This is a genomic window from Maribacter sp. PR1, assembly GCF_028464145.1.
Classification (GTDB): Bacteria; Bacteroidota; Bacteroidia; order Flavobacteriales; family Flavobacteriaceae; genus Maribacter.
In genome coordinates this window covers 46,490-68,840 of record NZ_JAQPCG010000008.1, presented here as the reverse complement: position 1 = coordinate 68,840, position 22,351 = coordinate 46,490, and the positions used below count along the sequence as shown (strand labels likewise).

The window sequence follows — 22,351 nt, the reverse complement described above, 5'->3', positions numbered from 1 at the left end:
TATTCGATTAGTTAGATTGATTTTTGGTCAAGGTCAAGAATTGCTCTTCCAGACTTTCTTTTCTTTTTACAAGGTGGGAAAGCACGATACCTTTTTTGTATAGGGAATCGTTTAATGATTTGGCATCCATTTCTTCCTTTAAAAAGGCGGTGATCAATCCATTTTCGTGTTTTACTTCGGCGAAGTTGTTATTTGATTTTAAGGCCTCTTCCAATTTTTTCATATCCTCTGATTTTAACTCAAAAAATCCATGGCTGGCCAACATTCCATCAACCCGGCCAGAATAGAGTTTTTCACCTTTTCTAAGGATAATTACATGGCTACAGACTTTTTCTACCTCATCCAATAGGTGGGAGGCCAAGAGGATTGTTGTTCCTTGTGAGGCTATTTTTTTTATGATTTCCCTGATTTGATGAATTCCCTGGGGATCCAATCCATTGGTAGGTTCATCAAGAATTAGAATTTCAGGGTCGTTCAAAAGGGCAGAAGCTATGGCTAAACGCTGTTTCATCCCTAAGGAATACGTTCTAAACTTACTGTCCTTTCGGTCCAAAAGACCTACCAATTCAAGTTTTTCCTCGACTTTGTCCTGACCGACTTCTTTTATTTTACAGACCAGTTTTAAGTTTTGGACTGCTGTCATATAAGGATAGAAATTGGGTCGTTCAATAATCGCTCCTACTTTTTTTAGAGCCTCGTGTGTGGAAGTATTCCCATCGAACCAATAAAAATTTCCGTTTGTTTTATTAACAACATTGAGTACGATTCCCAACGTTGTAGATTTTCCGCTACCATTCGGTCCCAGTATGCCATAAACATTACCTTTTTCAATAGAAAATGATAAGTCCTTTACAGCTGTTAGATACCCAAATTTTTTTGTTAGGTTATTTACGGTAAGTATAGTGCTCAAAGCAAGTATGTTTTTGATTGATTGTACTTACATGACGAGCGGTTTCCGAATTTGTTACAGGAATTACCTCAATTTTTATTTACGCGATAGGTTATACGCCTGTTTGATATGACCGTTCTAATTCCTACGGTAAGTAAAGCGGAATTAGAGGTTGTACTTCCACAGACATATGAGTCGTCGGTGATAATCACCCTATACAAATATCCATTTTTGTCTATTTCCGGAGTAATTACAATTAGCGTATTGGTAGTTGTTCCGCTGTATTCCGACCCATCAGAAATATCGTTAAAAGTGGTTCCTCCATCTGTGCTTAGTTGCCATTGGTAATTGTCCCCATCATCCATACTTTCTATATTGGAGTCCGTGTTGACGAATGTCGTAGTATCCATCGGCTGTACCGTAATATTGGGTGCGGACCCCGTCTCTTGAAAGTCATAGTTGCCATTGGAATCCCCATCGGCAGGAGTAGGGTAGGTCGCTGCAACAACGGTTCCATTTAGGTTTACTGCAGGCAATCCATTGCCATAAACACCATCATCACCGCCATCCGCATCGTAATCTGCATAGGCCTCGTTGGCATCGGAGCAAGTATCGTTATCAGCGTCTAGCTCGTAACTGTCCATAATGTTGTCCGAATCACTATCCACACCCCTACAAGATGAAACGGTAAAGTTGATATCGTCGAATGTGGAAAAATTGGTCCCATCATCATCAATCTGCCCATAGACATACACTCTCAAGGTGTAAGTAGTATTCGCTAAAAGCGGTATAGTAGTCTGATTCATTAAATCAAATACTTGATAGGTTGTTGCATCATTGGTTATGAACAAACCTTCTACGGTTTGGATACTACTTACAAAACCATCGGCTGATAGATACGCGCTCATGGTATAGGAGTCACCACCCGAAGGTTGATACCAGCCCCAATTTATACTGTTCAGAACGGGGTTGGACAAGTTATTGGCCGTAGTAAAGGATACTTCGATATAATCATTATTATACAAGGCTTCTTCTAAGGTATTGGAAGGCATGTTATTAATTTGCACGGCACTAGTAGGCGTAGTTGCCGTGATTCCACTGAAAGCAATATTTGTGCTAGATGCCAAGAACCAGGAACTGATTGCAGGATCATAAATTCCATCCATTGCCCTTGTTCCTGAAGGAGAGTTTAGATACCATCCAAATTGACCATTGGTGAGCGTATCTTCCGATTCCGTACAATCTAAAATACCATCATTGTCATCATCAAGGTCTAAAACGTCAACAACACCATCCGCGTCAAAATCATTATTAAGGATGAATGCTACAGTAGGCTTATCCAAACTAAAATTATTGTCTACCTGATCTTGGCTATTCGTGGCAACATTCGCCAAGTGAGCTATTTGATTGGGTGAGGTATTAAAATTCGCGGTAGCAGTAATGGTAATGGTCTCCAATTGGCCACTAACCAGCGTGCCAACGTTCCAGTTTGGGTAGGACCAGCTGCCTGTAGTAGGAGTCGCCGATATTAAAGATATTCCACTAGGCAGTACATCCGTTACTACGGTATTTGTAGCAGGATTGACTCCAAAGTTCTGAACGGATATTGTAAAGTTTACAATATCACCCTCGTTCAAGGATTCGGTATCTGTATTTTTTATGAGCTGAATATCAGGATTGCAATAATAGACAGAAAGTGCGTTGGAGTCATAGGTACAACTACCTCGGGTCACTCTTACATAGTAATCCCCAGCAGTATTAGCAGCATAGGAACTACCGGTAGCTCCGGGAATAATAGTGCCATCGCTATACCATTGGTATGCGTCGAAGGTCTCACTCCCTGCAATTTCTAAAGCGGCACCTGGCAAACAGCCGGCGCCTGTAATTTGTAAATCCACATTAGGAGTCGTATCAAAACCAGAAAAGTAGCCTGCTACCCCTCTTGCCCCGTTAAAACCAAAAAATCCAACAGCAACAGGACCAGTAGATTGAACACTCACGTCATCTGTTAAATTAGGTATATAAAACGTTTTCCAGTCCGTACTTCCTGCAACGGCATTGGAGGCTGGCAAGCTCACGGTTCCACCACCATCCATTACCGTTATGTTGGCATCAGGAGTTGCTGTGGAGGCAATTATAGTTACCCCACCAGAAATGGTTGTGCCCGCAACATCGGTAATATCAGGAATATTGTCCATGACGTCCGGTAGTAAACAATTCACCGGAGCCACAAAGTTAAGTCCTTGGGTATAGGCTGCTGTGGATCCTCCCAAACATTGGTAGGCGTATACATCTTTGGATGTTTCCACAAACATGTTAGCTCCAACCGAATTAGAGGAGTAGTTACTACTGGGTATCTCAAAATACTCTCCGTTGTTAATCGTAGCAATAGGTGTTGTTGAGCCGTTCACAAAAATCTGTGTATTATTAGCTACACCAATGATTATGGGGAATTCGGTCCATCCATTAGAGTTTCCATTACCCCTTACGAACACATATTCCTTTCCTAATTTATCTTCCGGTACAGGTTGGTCAATTCCGGCATCCCTATTACTATTGCCTACCTGTCTACCATAATTAAGTGAACCGTTGCTTATTACGATATCCTTATCCGCTAGGACAGAGGCACCAATCCAACCCTGACTATTGGCAGTGGTAGGGGAGTTGCCCACATAGTTTTCAAATACGAAGGACTCATTTGCATCTAACGTAATACTATAGGAATTTGCCGTAATTCCAGCCACATTATTGCCCAGTCTAAATTCACAATTAGGGTCGTAACCAGAAATGGTCACTGTGGTATTGTCTTCTGTGGCCATAATACCTAAGGTATTTGATTTGGAAGGGTGACTGCCCAAGTTTGGAACACCGCCCCATTTGAACCGAGTACCTAGTGCCGACCTACCTTTCGAGGTTAAAGAAGCTGCTTGTGATCCGGATCGCCCCCTATAATTTACATAAAACTTCTCCCCACTCGGGGCTTCAAAGCGTAAACCGCTATTGCTTAGTATGACTCCAGTATTACTATTACTTACTAAGGTAATGTTGTTATCACCATTGCCAGGGTCATATACTGCAGGGCTGGTTTTTGAAATTGTAAAGGAAGTTATTGGAGTGATACTGGTACCACGGTATACATTAACCATAAAACTAGAAGTCACAGGTGTAGATAAGTGTACAGCCTGTTGTTGAATAGCCTGATTGTTCTGCCCTTGTTTCAGCGGTGGTAAATAATGTAGATTACTCAACTGGCCATAGCTGAAAGCAGTAATAAAAACTACAACCAGAAAATTGAATATTTTAAGCTTTAACATCTAAGTTTGATTGTCAATGGTATAGTGTTTTTCAAATAAAATGAAACGGGGTTTGGCCTACAATAGTTTGTTGTGAATTGTCTTATTTATGTGGTATTTCATCGACAAGGCCCCTATTTCCCTTTATTTTTGATAAATAGAAAAGCCCGTATTCTTTTAAGATACGGGCTTATTTTTCTATTACTATTTTCTAACGATATAAGGTAAAATGCCCTACAAATTCCCTCTGGTCTTCCTCACCTTTCAATTTGATAATGTACCAGTAGTCTCCAGTAGGTAAATCGGTTTCTTGGTATAATCCGTCCCATCCTTCTTCACCGTTTCTGATGATATAGATTTCCCTACCGTATCTATCAAAGATTTTAACAAAAATATTTGGATATGGTTCTATATTTTTAGGAATCCAGCGGTCATTCTCTCCATCCCCATCTGGGGTAAAGAAGTTGGGTATTTCAATATCTATAAATTCCATAAAAATGTTTGCCGTCGACTCACATCCATTTGTATCTAATACTCTAACGGTATAAGTATCCGTACGTGTTATATATATTGTATTGTCATCTCCGTTGTCCCTGTCGCCAAAATAGTAGGTGTATTCACCAGTCCCTCCAGATGCCACTGCCGTAATCTCGTTCAGGTTATTTTGCTCCAAGATTAATTCCAATGGCTCAAAATTCTGTACCTCAAACTCAATCGTATTTGTACACCCGTTGGCATGTATGATATTCACATAATGAGAACCAGGGGTCATATTGGTAAAGTCAGGTTCTAACCTATAATCGTTGGCATTGCTAGAGTCCAATGCATACAATACATCCCCTGCAACACTTGGGTCTTCTAATACAAGGGCTATTCTGTTATCTGGAATATCTCCAGAACATTCATAAATGACTTCTGCACTGGCGTTGAGGTTGGCACCGTTTTCAACAGTTATGGTCTGGTTTGTTGTACATCCATTAGCATCCTTAACAAAAACAATATATGTACCTCCTGGCAGAAATTGAAAAAGCGAGCGATCTTGTACGAAATCTGCTTCTTCATTGGAATTTAAGGCCGTACTATAAGGGGCCGTTCCTCCATTTACCGTAATTGAAATTGTACCATCTTCATCACCAGCACATATTTCTGGCGTACTGGTAGCATCCATTTCCAAGGGTTCTGGTGCTATTAATTCAAATTCGATGACTTCAAAACATCCGTTATCATCCTGTACTATCACCGTATAGGTACCTTCTTCCAACTCATCAAAAGTGCCTTGGTCGTCAAATTGGTTCAGGTTGGGTGAAATGGCGAATTGATAATTCCCAGTGCCTCCTTGAACACTCAAACTAATGGCCCCATCATTTGCATTTGCACAACTAATATCCGTTATGTCAGGAGTCACCACCATGGGAGTGGGTTCATCGATTTGTATTGCTTGGGAAACTGTTTCACAATCCCCGCTTTGTACCCTTACATAATACGTTCCCATGGGAAGGTCGACAAAAGTACCGTTGTTTTGGTTAGGTCGAACCTCATCGGTGGTGGCTGCGTCCCTGAAAAGGGCAAATTGATAATTTCCTAATCCGCCTTCAGCATCGGCCATAATCAATGCGGTAGCCTCACCGCTACAGTTGACAAATGCTGCGGTTGGGTCAATATCTATCGTTAACGCTGGTACATCTTCCACACCTACCAAGTTGGAAACTATAGATACACAACTGTTACTGTCCATTATGTAGTACCGATAATTTCCTGCGGTTACATTGGTGAATAAATGTGTACTTGTAGTAACTGTCTCGTTCATTGGATTGAACGAAACACCATCGATACTCCACTGATAAGGAGCCGTACCGCCCGAAGCCACCAATAAAAGTTCTGCACCGTTCTGGCAGGTCATTTGCTGGTTTGTGACCAATAGTGCCTCTACGTCCGTAGGTTCAATGATGTCCTCATCAAAGGTAGCGTTACATCCCATATCATCGGTTACCAATACACTATAGAAACCAGCGCCCAAATTGTTGAACGTTGGATTCGTTTGCGAAACCGAAGTACTCAACAAGGTAGTTCTCGCCGCATCGGTATACTTGTTTAGTACATAACGATAATTGGTCGTTACGTTTCTTGGACTCAAGGTTACCGTAATCGAGGCATTTGTGTCGCCTTCACATACTAAGGCCGTACTAGCTGTGCTACCGGTTATTGGATCAGGTACTACCAGACTAAAGCTATTGGTACCAGTTAGCTGGCTACAACCCAATGCATCGGTCACAGTGACCGTGTAATTTCCTGCGCTCAGTCCTTGGAAAACATGACTAAATACGTTGTTCTGGGACACCGAAGTACCCAAAGCAGGAGTAAGCGTTATGGTATACGGACCTTGTCCGCCCGCAGGCGTTATGGCCGCGGCACCTTGATCGTTGGAACAACCTACATCGGTCAGGATAATCGGATTCAATGTTATCGGCGCAGTTGGCGAATTGATCGTAAATGATCTTTCCTGGAAACATTCTGGAAATGCCACTTGTGTTACCCGTACGATATAGTTGCCTGCCGCTGCCGGAATATTGGCAACGGTACCGGAACCGGTAAGGAAACCTGCATCGTCCGTTCTAGTTGTTGGGCTTCCATCCGTATTGAAAATTTCCCAACTGTAATCTCCCGTGTACGTGGCATCGGCCACGTTGAGGTCTATGCTTCCATCATCTCCAAAGCAAACCACATTGCTTATATTGGCGATAGTAATGTCAAAGGTGTTCGGTTCTTCTACGATTTGGGACACCGTAACCTCACAGCCTGTATTCACATTTAGTATACTAAACGTATAGTTGCCCGCGGCCAAATCAAGGAATGTATTACCTGCCTGATAGGCACTGGAAGGCAACTGCCTGAATTGATAGTTGGCTGGGTCGGTCGCAAAGCTTGTCAAGCTGCTAATGATATCTATGGAAATGTCCTCTCCGGCATTCGTACAACTAATAGGACTGTCCACATGAACGGTCGGTGCGCCCATCAAATCGAACGGTGCTATGGTAGCCGTACTAGTTCCTACACATCCTTGATCATCATATACATTGATTGTATACACACCTCCGGCAATATCGGTTTCAATATAGGAAGGGCTTGTTCCGGACTGAACCGTTATTGGGGCCTCAACGGCAACCGTATTTGGGTCGTCCTCCTCAATGAATTCATACCGCACATAATTGGAACTTCCTCCCGTAACACCGGCTATTGTAATGGAAGCGTTATCTGCCGAATTGCCGCTGGTACAACTGAATTCCATTATGGTTGGTGCCGGTACGTTGATGGTTGCAGGTTCTCCAATTGGAATGACCACACTATCCACGGAACAGTTGTTAGTAGCTGGATTACCTGTTACGGTAACCACATAGCCTCCCGCCGTGGCAGGAGACAACCCTGTGAAAGTTGCCGAATTGCCAGTTGTACTCGATGGTAGTATACTAATAGCGGCACCGTCTATTGTAGTAATCTCAAAATTGTAGGGAGCTGCAGCGCCATTTGTGGTACTAATGGTAATGCTACCATCATTGGCACCAAAACAACTTACATCGTTCGCAATGATCGACGGATTGATGACCGGTACGACCCTGTTAGGAACATTGATGGTAAAGGTTCTATTACAGCTCGCGCTATTAGGCGTGGTCGTATCGTAAATGGTAATTGTATAGTCCCCTGGCATAGGCGCTTGATAATCAAAGGTAGTTCCTGGAACCAGACCTTGAGGTACTGCTGGAGCACCGGAAGTGTTACTGATACTATATTCATAGCTGCCAGATCCCGCCAATATGTCGATACCTATAATAGCATCCGGCGAAGCGGTACAATCCAATAATTTAGTCAAGGTAGTATCCGCCGATAAAATCGGATTTACAATAAAATTGCTTTCTACATTGCTACATCCGTTTCCGTCCATAACATAAACGTCATACGCTCCTGGTATTACATTGGTAAACACACCTCCGTTATTTTCAAAGGTCGTGGGGGCCGGACTGCCATTGGGCACCATCGCATAGCGAAGGTTACCAGCAGCTGAAGTTCCAACGGCGTTCACCGTAATTGGCGAAACGCAGTTGTCTTGGGTAACACTAAGTGTTGGGTTGGGCGTCAAACTTAAAGTAACCGTATTGATCACAAAGGAACAGCCGTATTGGTCAAATAAGGTTACCGTGTAATTCCCTGCTGGGGAATTCACAGGAATTTCCACTGGATTGTCCAATGTACCCGTCAAGGCCGTAAATCCAGCCGGACCGGTAATATCGTAGGAGTAGGGAGCCCCACCGCCTCCGGTAATTCCGGTAATCGAAATGAGCCCTGGTAAATTACAAGAAATATCCCTAGTGGCCGTAGCTGTCGCTGACAACGGTGCCAATTCCGGCACGTAAGCGTTCTCACTCGCGCCCCTACAGGCGTCCACATTGCTTGCGTCCACTTGGATGACATCGATATAATATTCACCTTCGGCAAGTGGTACGGTCGTGGTTATACTGTTGTTATAAGGTACGATACCACCACTGGTTTCAATAGGTGTAGTATTACCGAGTTCAAATATTTCCCATCGCATGTTTGGATAGGATGTCGTTGGATTCAAGTTAAAAATGATGCTGCCATTTGCGGCACTATCACAACTGGGTTGTATGTCCGTAGTGATATCAATGGGCAAACCAATACCTGGTATCTCATTTACGTTCACGTTACTTTGCCTGATACAACCTGCCCCGTCCCGTACGTAGAACACATAGGTCCTACCAGGAACCAGTAAAGGTACTCCGGGGTATTGTGGTGTTACTGGGTCGATGTTTGCAAAGGTATGGGCGGTACCACTAGGTAAGGGTGCCGTCCATACGGCCGGATTGGCCGCAAATGTATTGAAGTTTGCCGGGTCATCCGTATAGGTATATTCATAACCAGGAATTGGATTTCCTTCGCTGCCCTCAACGGTTACCTGTAAGTCGTTACATCCCACGATAACGGCGGACAAGGTAATATCCAGATCATCTAGCGGGAATGGAATAATATAACGGTCAAAATCCATTTGACAAACTGTTCCACTTGCCAGGGTAACCCTAATGGAAGGGAAAACCTCCGTACCGGAAGCATAACCTCGCAATTCGTTGGAAGCCTGCCATGAAGTTCCACCATCGGCACTGTATTCCACCGTACCGGTTGGCGTAACCACATTGTCAAACTCAAATCCATATTCCAATGGATCGGGGTCATTACAGGCCGCGGGTAATATCGGTATAATATCTGCGGTAATTTCCACGGCATTGTTTATAGTTTGGATGGATGAGGTTGCTGTACAACCATTGGTGTCATTAATAGTGACCTGATAATCACCCGTTCCAATGCCACTGTAGTTTAATGAAAGTGCAGAAATGTTAGAACTGTTTCTGCCATAGTCGATTCCATCAGCAGGTGTTAGGTCCATTAAGGTATAGGTGTAAGGACCAGTACCACCCGTTATGTTTATATCTATCGCTCCCAATCCATTGAAACATTCTGGATCTGTTGGAACGGCAGTAACCGATATTGAAGCAACCGGGGTGAAAATGATATCTTCCCGAACTGCCGTACATATGGCCGGAGCACCATTGTTGTCCTGAACGTATACGTCATACCCTGCTGGGTTTGCAATGGCCATGGCCTCCGTAACCGTTAGCGTGTTCACAACACTGTACAATCCTGCCGGACTGGTATTTGCCGGTACGATGGCATATAATAGCGTACCGTTTCCACCTGTGGCATTGGCTGTAATCAATCCGTCGCCACATGCACTAAGTGGTGTGATATCCACATCAAGCTCTAATTGCGGACTGATGACCACTGTTTGGGTGTTGGGAGTCGTTGGGCAACCCAATTGGTCACGCACCTCAATGTCATAACTACCCGCAGAAAGTCCGGAGAAGGTATAGGAAGTTACCGATGCGGGCGTTGGTGTAATCCATGGACCACCATTTATCTTAAATTCATAATCCCCATTACCTGCCGTAACATCCACTAAAATAGAACCGTCGTTAGTACCGGAATAGCAAGCTGTTGGCATGGTTGTAAACACGATGGCCGCAGGAGGGGTTACCGTTACTGCACTTGTCACTGGCAATAACACTTCGCAGGCATTCGTATCCCGAACCCGAACCAGATAATCGCCATCTGGCACATTCGTAAATTGTGTATTGGTTTGATAAGGAGCTATCACTGTTCCTGCGGTGTTCTCCAATTGGTACTGGTAACTTGAGTTTCCACCCGATGCCGAAGCTTCCAACGTTGCCCCTGTATTAAAACAGGTATAATCCGAAATTTGGTTTAAAGCAGGTACAATGGCCGATGGTTCCGTCATAGTAATCGGGAAGGAAACGGCGCAGGCCGTATCGTCCAATTTTCGCACTTGAACCGTATAGTTGCCATCGGCTAAATTAGCAGCCGTAATCACTGGAGACGTTAAGGAACTGGTCCAGTTGGTACCGTCAAATGAATATTCGAAACCTATTCCGCTGGTAAAGTTGTATACTTCAAAACGTATGAATCCATCCGCCGAACCGTTACAGGTAGGATCGGTAGTAGCCAATAACAGGGCGTCAAAGGCTTGGTTGGCCTCCACAACTACGGTCAAATCTTGACTAGTCGGGCAAACGGAAGGTACTTGGAAAGCTGTAATGTCGTCTAAAATCAGGTCGTTGCCATCATTGCTGTTCACGTTGTTCCTGAAGACGATATCAATATCGGTATTGGCGCCTGGGTTAAAGGTAATGGTACGTTCGTGCCAATCCGTATCGTTGGTGTTTTTTGGAATTTCCGGAACTACTTCGCTATGGATGACGGTACCGCTATTGTCCAATATCTCTATCAATACCTCTGGGTTGTTTCCCACGCCACCCAAGTTCATGAGGTTGTAGGCCCAGAAATTCAAGGTAATTTCCTCATTGGGCAATACTTCTACATCCCTTTTTGCCCAAAGAATGGAATTCAGTACGGGGCTACCCGTATCGGAGAAGGTAGAGATGTCAATGGCCAAGAAGCGACCATCGGTCAAACCTGTTTGATCTTGAGGACTTGTCAAAGTAGTCAAAGGATTGGTCACAAAATTTGTAACCGTATATTCACCGTTTACCAATATTCCTGCCGGTCCGCGGTTACAAGGGGTCAAGGAACCGTTTTGAGGTTCAAAGCAATAATCCGGACCAATTTCACCGATCTGGGTGCTAGGCCCTGCCCCGAAGTTTTCAAAGAACAAGGTCGTCTGATCGGGTGTACTACTGCTTGAATAATCAACGGTAACGGTCTGTGTACCCGCCGCTACACTAGCAAAAACATTGCTATCCGCCGGGGTGTTCAAAGTTCCGTTTTGGGTGTAGGTATAGTCAAAATCGGTCGTGTTCGATGTAATTATCGTTATCGTTCCCAATCCATCACAGTCATAATCCACCGTGTAGGATAGGTTGGGATCCGCGGCCGGAGCTGGTACCGTTAGGTCCATGTCATAGCTACAACCCAAATTGTCACGTACGACCAGTTGATAGGTTCCCGGCAATAGGTTCCGCTCGTTCAGTGCCCCAAAATTGCTGCCGCCATCGAAACTATATTCATAAGGTGCCTCCCCACCACTGGCGTTTAAAATCTTTACCAAGGCACCGCTTGGGTTACATGAAGCATCCTCCACAATGGCCGCAGAGGCGGTCAAACGAAAAGACTGGTCGATTTCATATTCCAAGGTTTCAATACACCTAGACGTTGGGGTGCCGCTTGAGTCCATGACCGAAATAGTATAGAAGCCGGCTGATAGGTTAACAAATGTATTTTGTGTTTGGAAGGTTACGCCATCTAAACTGTATTGATAGGGTGCTGTTCCTCCTGTGGCCGAAACGGTCAAGGTGGAAGTTGACGAATCCGAACAAATGATATCCGTATGGGACGCCGATAGGGACGGAGTGCCCAAAAATTCGATTTCTACCGAATTGGAAATGGCATAACAGCCGCTGTCATCAAATACGATGAATTCATAAATCCCCGCATCCGATGCATCCGAAAAAGTAAAGTTGTTGGCCGTATAAAGGTCCGTCACTAGAATATTCAGCATATTTGGCGGACTTGGGTACAGATCTGTACCATCCTTGCTCCATATGGCCATAAAATAGTCGGGACTGGGTTGACCACCGTTTGGGGTAAGCGTAATTACACCAGGGTTACAGGTAATGTTATCCGTAACGACAGCGGTCAACGAAAGTTCTGGTATTTTCGGTACCGTGATGTTCTGGGTGTCCGTACAACCATCTTCGGTAGTGGTAATAACGATATAATTACCTGCATTTACGCTGGTAAATATATAGGTGTTATCGGGAGAAATCAACTGACTGTCTATGAAAGTTCCCAAGCCGCCGTTGCTACCATCGTCCAAACGAAGTTCATAACTATAATTCGGTAGAACGTTCAAAGCTTGGATATCAATGGCACCAGGTTCACCGCATTCCGCAGCGATAGGTGTAATGTTTACCTGAAAGTCGCGTTCCAATATACCAATGTCTTCCGTTGTGAATATACAGGCACCATCCATAGGGTTACCACTTGTAGGATCTAGCTGGGTAACTTCCACATAGTAAGACCCGCTGTTGGTTATATCAAAACTAGGTCCGTTGTTAGCAGAAAATGGAACAACTACGGAATCATCCGAAGCATCTACCAATTGAAAACCATATCCAGACCCAACATTGGTGATACGAATGTTTCCTGGAGTACTACATAATATATCCTCTGAAGTGAAATCAACATCCAAGGTGTTTTTGAACACATTGAAATAGAAACGGCTAAAACACCCGTTCAAATAATTGATGACCACACGATACTCGCCGCTATCTGTAATGGTATAGTTGTCCTGTACAGTCATATTCGTCCAAGTACAGGTTCCGTTCTTGTTGGCGCAATCGTCACCTGTAGAAGAACAACTGCCTTCATCTAATTTTTGCCAAACAATGCTTTGAGCATCCGATATTCCCAATTGAAGGGTAGCCTCGTCATTTTCTCCACATAAGAATATTTTAGGTAGTAAGTCCCCATCAATGGAACAGGTCACGATTTCCCCTTGAATATCATTATCGGGATTTGGATCCGCGTTGACCATATTGAAATAGTCTATTATGGGGTTGGTCTGGGTAGTCCCAAAACGTTCAACGGTAATTATTTCTACCAAGTCCACACATCCTGAAGCACCGGATTTTTCAACGATGTAGTTTCCTATATCAGTTACCAAAAGGGTCCCGGGATTATTGTCCGGATCACCGTCATTGATTGCGGTTTCCCCGGCATCTATCTGTCCGTTTCCATTGACATCGATTGCCCATGTGTAGGTCGTGAACCCAGTACCTGCGGTTAAAATGGCAAAATCACCACACAGCTGAACGGTTCTGGCAACGTTACAATTTGCCAAATCACTTAAAATGTCGTTAGTTGCCACTCCAGGGGGTACTTCGCAAGGAGAGGTTGAATTGGCTCCACCCTCGTCCGTAAAAGTTGCGGGATTCAAAACCCCTTGGTAGGTAGAAAAGGCTTCATTGATTAAGGTACCCGAGCAGGCATTCACAAAATCAGAACAATTACCCGAAAGTGTCACCATAATTCGAATAGTGTATTCCGGGTCTCCCACTTCCACTAGATTATCGGGCACCTGAAATACAATTTCATTGGTCACCGGATCATGATTGGGGGTGACCCCGGGAGCATCAGAAGTATTGATACCATCCAAGGCAACATTAGCAGGAAGTATATTTCGTATGGAATAGTTAGTGGCATCGTCATCGCCCGTATTTTGAAAACGGAGTACGTATTGGAACGATTGCCCAAGATTGATGGATTGTCCTGTCAAAGAAGCACCGCCCAAGTTTTCTGAAGTATTGCCCAGCAAAATTTCTGGAGCGAATACCTGAACATAGGATGCCGCATTTACCGTACCATCAGCGGGATCTACCGCTGGAACACCTGTTCCATATTCGCCGCCGTCACCACCATCGGCATTGCCCTCCTTATAAAATTCATTCGCGTCACTACAGCCGTCACCGTCACTATCCAAATCCAAATGATCAGGAATACCATCATTGTCGGTATCACACCCGGCGGTTAAAAGTACGCCTCGCATATTGGTTGGCCCTACGACCTGTTGCCCAATGGTAAACGTATTGTTGCCCGAAGGATTCCAAGAAATGGGGGTAGGAGGTGTGTCCAGTACCATGGGTTCTAAAGGTGCATTGGAACTTCTGGCCCCAAAAATCTGAAATTGCCCGGATTGGTCAATAATAACCCTAATCGTTGGGTTGCCATTGGAGCCATTAACCGTCCAAATACTTGGGTTTCCAGACTCTCCGTAGGTCGTTCCATCCATAAAACGAGCAAAATTACCTGCCGCTCCAAGTTGGAATTGAATTTCACCGGCCACATCATTTCCATTAACGTTTAGGTTAAAGGAATTGTCAACACTGAAAACATCCACTACCAAATAATTGTCCACACTAATCAAAGGACTGGTATGGCCGTTGCCATTAGCGATGTTGAATGCGAGCGTATCACATTCGTCCTCATCGTAAATACCGTCGTTGTCATCATCCAAATCGGTGATGTCTCGAACACCGTCATTATCGGAATCATTGTGTACCGTAATTAGTGCGGTGGGGTTGTCCTGAGTTATATTCGTATCCGTTTGGTCCTGGGTATTGGTAACGGTATTGATCAAGCCCAATAGGGGCAGAGTATCAATTTCATCGGCACGAACAGTAAGTTCTAATTGTGCAACGTCTCCACCGTCCAAAGTGCCAATGTTCCAGGTGTTTCCACTCCAGTTTCCATGGATGGTAAAGGCATTTTCCAATGTCAGTCCGGCTGGAATATTATCGGTAATTTGAAGGTTGGTTAAAGGTCCTATGCCATTATTTTTTACCCTAACGGTAAAAGTGGCCGTTTCCCCTTCCATGATTTCATCATTGTCCACGGATTTGGTAAGAACCACGTCCGGATCGCAATAGAGAGCCTGGATGGTATTACTATCATACGTACAAGGCCCTTTGGTACCCCTTACAAAAAAATCGCCAGCTCCTGACGGTGCATAACTGGGTCCGTTGGCCCCAGGTATGGGTTGGCCGTCCTCATACCACTGATAGGCATCAAAATTACCTGTCGCTTCATAAATTTCCGACCCCACGAAACAGCCGGTACCGCCTCTAATTTCAAGCGTTACCTCAGGAACGGTATCAAATCCTGAAAAATAACCGGCAACGCCCCTGGCACCATTAAAACCAAAAAATCCGATGGCCATGGGACCCGTAGATTGTACGCTCACATCCCCGTTCAAATTGGGAATGTAGAAGGTTTTCCATTCCGATGATCCAGCCACCGGGTTGGATGTAGGTAAGGTAACAGGTCCATTGCCATCGGTAACCTGAATATTCACGTCAGGCGTATTTACGGCTGCTATAATGGTCATGCCTCCTGTAACGGTCTGTCCCGCCATGTCCCTAATATTCGGTATGTTGTCCATAACGTCAGGTAGCAAACAGTTGACAGGTGCCACGAAGTTCAAACCTTGTGTGTATACCTGACTGGCTCCCGCCATACATTGGTAGGCATAGACGTTTTTGGAGGTCTGTACAAACATATTTGCACCCACTGAATTGGATGAAAAATAACTGCTCGGAATTTCAAAAAAATCTCCATTATTCAATGTAGCCAAGGGTGTCGCATTTCCGTTGACGAAAATTTGAGTATTGTCCTCTGTAGCGATGATTAAAGGAAACTCAGTCCACCCATTGGTGTTACCGTTACCCCGCACAAATACATAGTCCTTTCCAAGACGATTTTCAGGTACGGGCTGGTCAATACCAGCATCCCTGTTACTATTATTCACTTGGCGGCCAAAGTTGATTGAACCGTTACTAATAACAATATTTTTGTCCGATTCTATTGAAGCACCTAGCCAGCCTTGTTGTTGTGCCAATGAGGGTGGATTCACATTTCCAACATAGTTTTCAAATACAAAAGATTCGTTGGCATTTAAGGTTATTGTGTATGTATCTGCGGTAATGGCATTGGCATTATTTCCTATACGAAAAGTACAATTGGGGTCATAGCCAAATACAGTAACAGTCGTGTTGTCTTCTGTAGCCATAATACCCAAGGTGTTGGATTTTGAAGGGTGTCTACCTCCTAAGTTTGGTACACCACCCCATTTGAAACGAGTGCCTATTGCTTGCCTCCCTTTAGCCGTTAATGAAGCAGCCTGGGCAGATGAATTTCCACGATAGTTTACATAAAAACGATTTCCACTAGGGGATTCAAAACGTAAGCCACTATTAGTCAAAACAATACCCGTGTTGGTATTGTTAACCAAGGTAATATTGTTGTCACCATTGGCCAAAGTCCAAGTTGCCGGACTGTTATTTGAAATATTAAAGGTAGCTACAGGTACAGGGTTGATTCCCCTATAGGCATTTACCGTAAATGTAGTAGGTTCAGGAGTGGATAGATAAATAGCTTGCTCTCTTATTCCGGCATTATTCTGTCCTTGTTTTAAAGGCGGCAAATAATGCAAATCACTTAATTGGGCATTACCAAAAACACCTAGGAACAAAACTATGAGAAAGAATATTTTTTTCATTATCGCTAAAATCGTATTTACAACCACTAAAAAAGTACTTTGAGGAACTATGAACAATGTATTGTTGCCAATTCATATATATCAGTGGTATCATAAGGGTAAAATGTTGTTAAGGATTTGCAAAACCCTATAAAATCAGTACTTTATCGACGTACAGTTTACGATCGTTAATGCCAGTTTATTGTATCTTTAAATCGAAATGTAATGCTATGGAAGAACGATTAATGTCAAAGAAAAAACCGGCTTATCCTGTAAGTAAGGAACTGGACGGTTACCTAAAACACTATAATAGGAAGAGTGAAATCCCTATTTTCTATGATGATTTACTTCGATTTTCCGGATCGGTAGTGGTTTACGATAACAATGATGAAGATACCCTTTGGATACGTGTATATTATTCCGAATTCGATAGAAAGGAAATAGATGATAGTTTGAAGAAAGTCTATTCTATTTTACATTCGGATGGCAGTAATAACATTCATCAATATTTGAACGTGGATGCCGTGGATTTCTGTACGTTTGGCAACTCAAAACCTTTTAGAATTAAGATTAGAAATATACTGAACGACAACTTCACCTATTTCTATATAAAGCGAACGGATGCATCAAGAATTTATGGATTGGAACTTGAGCATATGCTGTCACCGTATAATCTGAATTTTTTGGTCTATAAGGATACTTTAATCGAGGAACATATTGCCGGAATACCGGGTGATGAGTTTATTAAGACGATGTTGCCTAACTGTTCGGAACCGGAAAAGGCACAACTGGCCAAAGAGTTTGTAAAATTTAATGAGCGTTGTATGATCAGGTTATTGGGGGACATGCGAAGTTATAATTATGTTATTGTTCCAACCCATGATTTTGACCATGTGGTTTATAAAATACGTGCAATAGATTTTGACCAGCAATGTTTTGAAGGAAAGTTAAAAGTTTATAGACCCCAATTTTTTAAAGAGAATTTTCAAATGGTGGAGATGGTGAGAAAAAAATTGTTGAGAGATTCCGTAGACCAGTATAAATTGGAGGAAAGGTCCATGGTGGCAAAACGTATTTTGAGCTCGGGAAATCGAATTAAGAAACTTAGGGCGATATGCAAGAAGGACAATATCTCTACCAAGGAGAACATAGACCTGATAAAAGAGCAGATTGAAGCACTGACTTCCGATTCCAATTTTGCCAAATGCAAGACCATGGGGGAAGTATTGGACTTAGCGCTAAACTTTGTCCGAAGGAATTACGAGGATGTTAGTATGAAGCAGATTATTGAGCAGAATATAAAAATCTAGCTCTTCTGCTCCTTGTTAAAATAAACGAGGTAATAGTACATCTGTCTTTCCTCGTCCCAACCTTTTTCAACAAATTTTTCTGCTGATTCAGGATTAATAAAGTCCATTTTAATCTGAATATTGGTATCCAGGTTAATAACGTTCTTTATTTTCTTTCTAGCATCGGAAACCGCTTTATTGGCAATATCAAAGTTAGATACGTCCTCAATACTATACTTGGGTCCTTTTTCCACCTTATAGTGTTTAAATTCGGGGATGAGCTCTGGATTTTCCATGACCTCATTGAGAAAGTTGGTCTCTTCAAAGGCATCATTTTTGGCAAAATGATTAACGGCCCTATTCATGAAAAGAACCTCCTGTTGCTTATCTTCAGCGGGTAGGACTACATCCTTGGCGAAGTTCTGACAGAATTTTAAGTAGTTTTTAGTTTTAAAATTATCATCGGACAAAGGATCAACACTTAAGAAATTTTCAAGCCAATATTTAGTATCGTACTTATTGCTGTCCACCGAAAGTACTTTATATCCTTCCTCCTTGTTTACATTAAATATCAAACAACCCTTATCCAGTTTGTTTATATTAATTCCTTGCTGAACTATGATATCCAAGTTCGCACCGTTTTCTTGAAACTGCAAGAAATCATGTTTTAGCTCGCTTTTAAAAATACCAATAGCATCCACTTTTTCATTGTTCAACTGCACACCCGTTAGATAGGTCACGTATACCTCTCCGCTTTTAATATGTGGGTGGTTGGATTGCTCAAACAAATGTGTTGCTATTTTTTTTGAGGCCATGTGCGAATTGGATGGGTCAGTAAATACCTCACTTACCAATTTGTACAGTTCGTTGAATTCAACATCTACCTCATTGGACAACTTATAATAGTTTTCCTCTTTTTCCCTAAAGGGCTTAAAAAAGTATTCTTTAAGTAGTCCGGTTGTCTCGTCATTGAGGGCAAATGGCTCCGTAGATAGAAATATACCTTCTGCTTTATTTTTGTTTCCAACTCTGTGGATGGAAATATGTTCAATCTGGGTAGCATATAAGTTGATCATAGGTATTCTTGGGTGTTACGTAAAATTTATTGATGATGGGCTTAATTCCAGTTTTCGTCAAAGTCTAAATCATCATAATTTTCAAAGGTATCGTCAAAATCAAATGCACTGTTTTCCGATTCAAATTTTCTTTCTGGTGGCGATTCTGGGAGTTCACCGAAACTAAAAAGTACATTGGGGTAGGCTCTTCCATCTTCTTTTTCTACAATATCGGCCAATTCTACAAAGAAAGTCCACATGTTTAAAAAGTCATAAACGTAAATCATCTTGGGACTATCTTCAGAAATTACATCCTCCAAAAAAGTTTCGTTCATTAACCGAACGTCAGAACCTGTTTCGCTCATATCGAACAAGGCAATTTCCTCATCTTGCTTCCAATTTTCGTCGCAGGTATAAAAAGATGCCATTTCATTGCCTAAAAAACCAAATGCCTGGGTAATAGCATTATGAAATTCCTCTAAGGAATTATGGGCTTCAACCTCCAAATCCCTGAAGATATCTTCTTCAGCATCTAATATTATTCTGATTTTATAGACCATGCCTTAGTTTTTGTCGGAAGGCAAAGTTACAAAGTTTTAGGACTAATTTTAGGCTTTAATGCATCTAAAACCAAATAGAATTGCACCCCGAATAAAATAGAAGCTATTACAAGATGTAATGGCTGGCTAGCAAATGGAAAATCTAAATAATACATGGCCATACCGGAGAAAGCCTCGACCAATAGAAGAAAAAGAATCCAGACTATTTTTATATGACCAAGGTCGAATTTAAAAATTCTGAAAGCTAAAAAACCATTAATTAAGATTACCAAAAGCGAAAAGCTACGATGAATATAAAAGGAGAGCGAAGGGTCATCTAGCCAACTGTTTTTTGCGTTTTCTCCCAACATTTCAATTTGATGATCTACGAACTGTCTTACCTGGGTACCCAATATTATTTGGACGACAGTAAGAACTAAAGCAAAAATGGCGAATACCAATGTGGTTTTGTCAAAACGTATTCTTTTGTCCTCCTCGTTAACCCTATATATTAAATACAATAACATGGCTACGATCAATAGTGCCATCAACATGTGCAATGTAATTTTCACGGGTTCCAAAACGGAATAGACCACAGTGGCACCAAGCCAAGCTTGAAAACCCATGCCAAAGACTACAAGCCAAGATAAAATAGTAACTCTTTTTTGTTTTTTCCAATACTTAAAGGAGCTAAATGCCAAAATAAGTGTAGCCAATCCAGCAAGGGCTCCAAAGAGCCTATTGATGTATTCTATCCAAGTATGCCAAGCATTGAAATAGGCATAGTCGTGTTTGGTATATAGTTCCCAGTTTTCTAAATTAAATTCAGTATCTGAAGTGAAATTATTAGCTGCAACCTGCAAGGTCTCATCAACAATGATTACCTGGCCTTTTTTATAGTCATGTTCAGGTTGCCATTGCAGTTCAGAATCTTCAGTAGGAGGTATATAATAGCCAAAACATTTTGGCCAATCCGGACATCCCATACCACTACCCGTCATACGTACCACAGCACCCGCAACAATAACCAAATAAACCAGTACTAAAGTCAATTTGGACAGTTTTCTAAAAGTAAGTTTCATATACTAGGATATACGGGCAAAATTAATACTCTTTTAATAATTATTCGGTTGAAATGCCCAGTGATTGCCTATTAAGTGATTTGATTCAAGACAAAAAAACATAGCAAGAAGTTTTTGTTATGGGTGCTGGAAAATATCAATTTACTGGGATAAGGATAAACCCATTGCCTGTCCTTTTTTTAGCATAAATTCCTTTGCCGCCTCATATTCATTAGGTATTTCCCCTTCTAAAATAGCTTCTTTTATGGCATCCTTTATTATTCCAATTTCTTTTGAAGGTTTTAAACCAAAGGTTTGCATAATTTCTTCACCTGAAACCGGTGGCTGGAAATTTCGAATTCGATCTCGCTCTTCTACCTCTTCGATTTTTTCACGAACAAGTTTGAAATTATTTTTATAACGACGCTGTTTTTTAGGATTCTTTGTGGTGATGTCCGCCTCGCATAAAGTCATTAGATTCTCAACATCATCACCCGCATCAAAAACCAATCGTCTAACAGCAGAATCTGTAACGTGTTCTTCAGCAAGAATAATGGGGCGGGAACTCAAAAGCACCAATTTTTGGACAAGCTTCATTTTGTCGTTAAGAGGCATTCGCAACCTCTTAAAAAGCTTATACACCATTTTAGAGCCAACAAATTCATGACCATGAAATGTCCAACCTATTTTTTTATGGAAACGTTTGGTAGGGGCCTTACCAATATCATGTAGTAGTGCCGCCCAACGTAACCATAGGTCATCTGTCGCTAAAGAAATATTATCGACCACCTCCAATGTATGCCAAAAATTATCTTTGTGACGCTGTCCTTCAATTTCTTCAATTCCTTGTAAATCGGTTAATTCTGGAATTATTATTTTTAAAAGTCCTGTTTTGTTAAGTAAGGAAAACCCTTTTGAAGGCTTTTGGCAAAGCATTATTTTATGAAGTTCATCAACAATTCTTTCCTTTGAAATAATTTTTATTCTTTCCTTGTTTTTTGTGATGGCACTCAAGGATTCGGGTTGAATGGTAAAATTTAATTGGGTCGCAAATCGTAAGGCCCTCATCATTCTTAGTGGATCATCTGAGTAGGTAATATCTGGATCAAGTGGAGTTCTGATCAACTTGTTTTCCAAGTCTTGTAATCCATTGAAAGGATCTAAAAGTGATCCGAAATTATTTTTATTTAAGGAAAATGCTAGGGCATTAATGGTAAAATCCCTTCGGTTTTGGTCCTCCTCCAAAGTTCCATCTTCAACAACCGGTTTTCTACTATCCCTGTGATAACTTTCCTTCCGTGCCCCAACGAACTCAAGTTCCATTTCTCCGTGCTTTACCATGGCCGTACCAAAATTTTTAAAAACGGAGATTTTTGGCTTTCCGGGTAATTTCTCGGCAACTTTTCTTGCCAAGTCAATTCCGCTGCCAACAGCAACGATATCTATATCCTTGGCTGATCCTCTTTGTAGGAAGTAATCTCGTACATATCCACCTATAACATAAGTGTTCATATTAATTTCGTCAGCGGACCGACCGATAATTTCAAATATAGTTTTGCTTAGCGCCTCTTTATAGTTCATTGGACATTCA

At 42.2% G+C, this 22,351-nt stretch carries 8 protein-coding genes; 1 reads left to right on the top strand and 7 read right to left on the bottom strand.

The window, feature by feature from the left end; translation table 11 throughout:
- Nucleotides 1–7: 7 nt before the first annotated feature.
- The 3 genes from PP182_RS16565 to PP182_RS16555 all read right to left on the bottom strand — a co-directional run bounded on the left by PP182_RS16565 (nucleotide 8) and on the right by PP182_RS16555 (nucleotide 16,837).
- Nucleotides 8–910, bottom strand: a complete 903-nt coding sequence (locus PP182_RS16565) for an ABC transporter ATP-binding protein (RefSeq protein WP_272652380.1) — start codon at nucleotides 908–910, stop codon at nucleotides 8–10.
- A gap of 68 nt (nucleotides 911–978) precedes the next feature.
- Complete coding sequence (locus PP182_RS16560) at nucleotides 979–4,203, bottom strand: DUF11 domain-containing protein (protein ID WP_272652379.1); 3,225 nt, start codon at nucleotides 4,201–4,203, stop codon at nucleotides 979–981.
- 190 nt (nucleotides 4,204–4,393) lie between these two features.
- Entirely contained in the window at nucleotides 4,394–16,837 is a 12,444-nt protein-coding gene (locus PP182_RS16555) for a T9SS type B sorting domain-containing protein (RefSeq protein WP_272652378.1), read from the bottom strand.
- Between the two features lie 209 nt (nucleotides 16,838–17,046).
- On the opposite strand from PP182_RS16555, the gene PP182_RS16550 reads away from it, so the two are divergent.
- Complete coding sequence (locus PP182_RS16550) at nucleotides 17,047–18,126, top strand: hypothetical protein (protein ID WP_272652377.1); 1,080 nt, start codon at nucleotides 17,047–17,049, stop codon at nucleotides 18,124–18,126.
- On the opposite strand, the gene PP182_RS16545 is transcribed toward PP182_RS16550, so the two are convergent.
- The 4 genes from PP182_RS16545 to PP182_RS16530 form a co-directional block, all read right to left on the bottom strand.
- Entirely contained in the window at nucleotides 18,123–19,181 is a 1,059-nt protein-coding gene (locus PP182_RS16545; RefSeq protein WP_272652376.1) for a nucleoid-associated protein, read from the bottom strand. The genes PP182_RS16550 and PP182_RS16545 overlap by 4 nt on opposite strands.
- Before the next feature lie 41 nt (nucleotides 19,182–19,222).
- A complete protein-coding gene (locus tag PP182_RS16540) occupies nucleotides 19,223–19,720 on the bottom strand; it encodes an IS1096 element passenger TnpR family protein (protein ID WP_272652375.1) in 498 nt (165 codons plus the stop codon).
- Nucleotides 19,721–19,746: 26 nt separating this feature from the next.
- The gene (locus tag PP182_RS16535) at nucleotides 19,747–20,781 is read right to left on the bottom strand and encodes a COX15/CtaA family protein (RefSeq protein ID WP_272652374.1); all 1,035 of its coding nucleotides are present in this window, start codon (nucleotides 20,779–20,781) and stop codon (nucleotides 19,747–19,749) included.
- Nucleotides 20,782–20,922: 141 nt separating this feature from the next.
- Nucleotides 20,923–22,341: a CCA tRNA nucleotidyltransferase gene (locus PP182_RS16530; protein WP_272652373.1), complete on the bottom strand. Its 1,419-nt coding sequence runs from the start codon at nucleotides 22,339–22,341 to the stop codon at nucleotides 20,923–20,925.
- Nucleotides 22,342–22,351 lie beyond the last annotated feature (10 nt).

Bases quoted from the DNA above. Each gene is read 5' to 3' on its own strand.
- PP182_RS16540 (WP_272652375.1), bottom strand. From the start codon at position 19,720: ATGGTCTATAAAATCAGAATAATATTAGATGCTGAAGAAGATATCTTC.
- PP182_RS16545 (WP_272652376.1), bottom strand. From the start codon at position 19,181: ATGATCAACTTATATGCTACCCAGATTGAACATATTTCCATCCACAGA.
- PP182_RS16530 (WP_272652373.1), bottom strand. From the start codon at position 22,341: ATGAACTATAAAGAGGCGCTAAGCAAAACTATATTTGAAATTATCGGT.
- PP182_RS16555 (WP_272652378.1), bottom strand. From the start codon at position 16,837: ATGAAAAAAATATTCTTTCTCATAGTTTTGTTCCTAGGTGTTTTTGGT.
- PP182_RS16550 (WP_272652377.1), top strand. From the start codon at position 17,047: ATGGAAGAACGATTAATGTCAAAGAAAAAACCGGCTTATCCTGTAAGT.
- PP182_RS16535 (WP_272652374.1), bottom strand. From the start codon at position 20,781: ATGAAACTTACTTTTAGAAAACTGTCCAAATTGACTTTAGTACTGGTT.
- PP182_RS16560 (WP_272652379.1), bottom strand. From the start codon at position 4,203: ATGTTAAAGCTTAAAATATTCAATTTTCTGGTTGTAGTTTTTATTACT.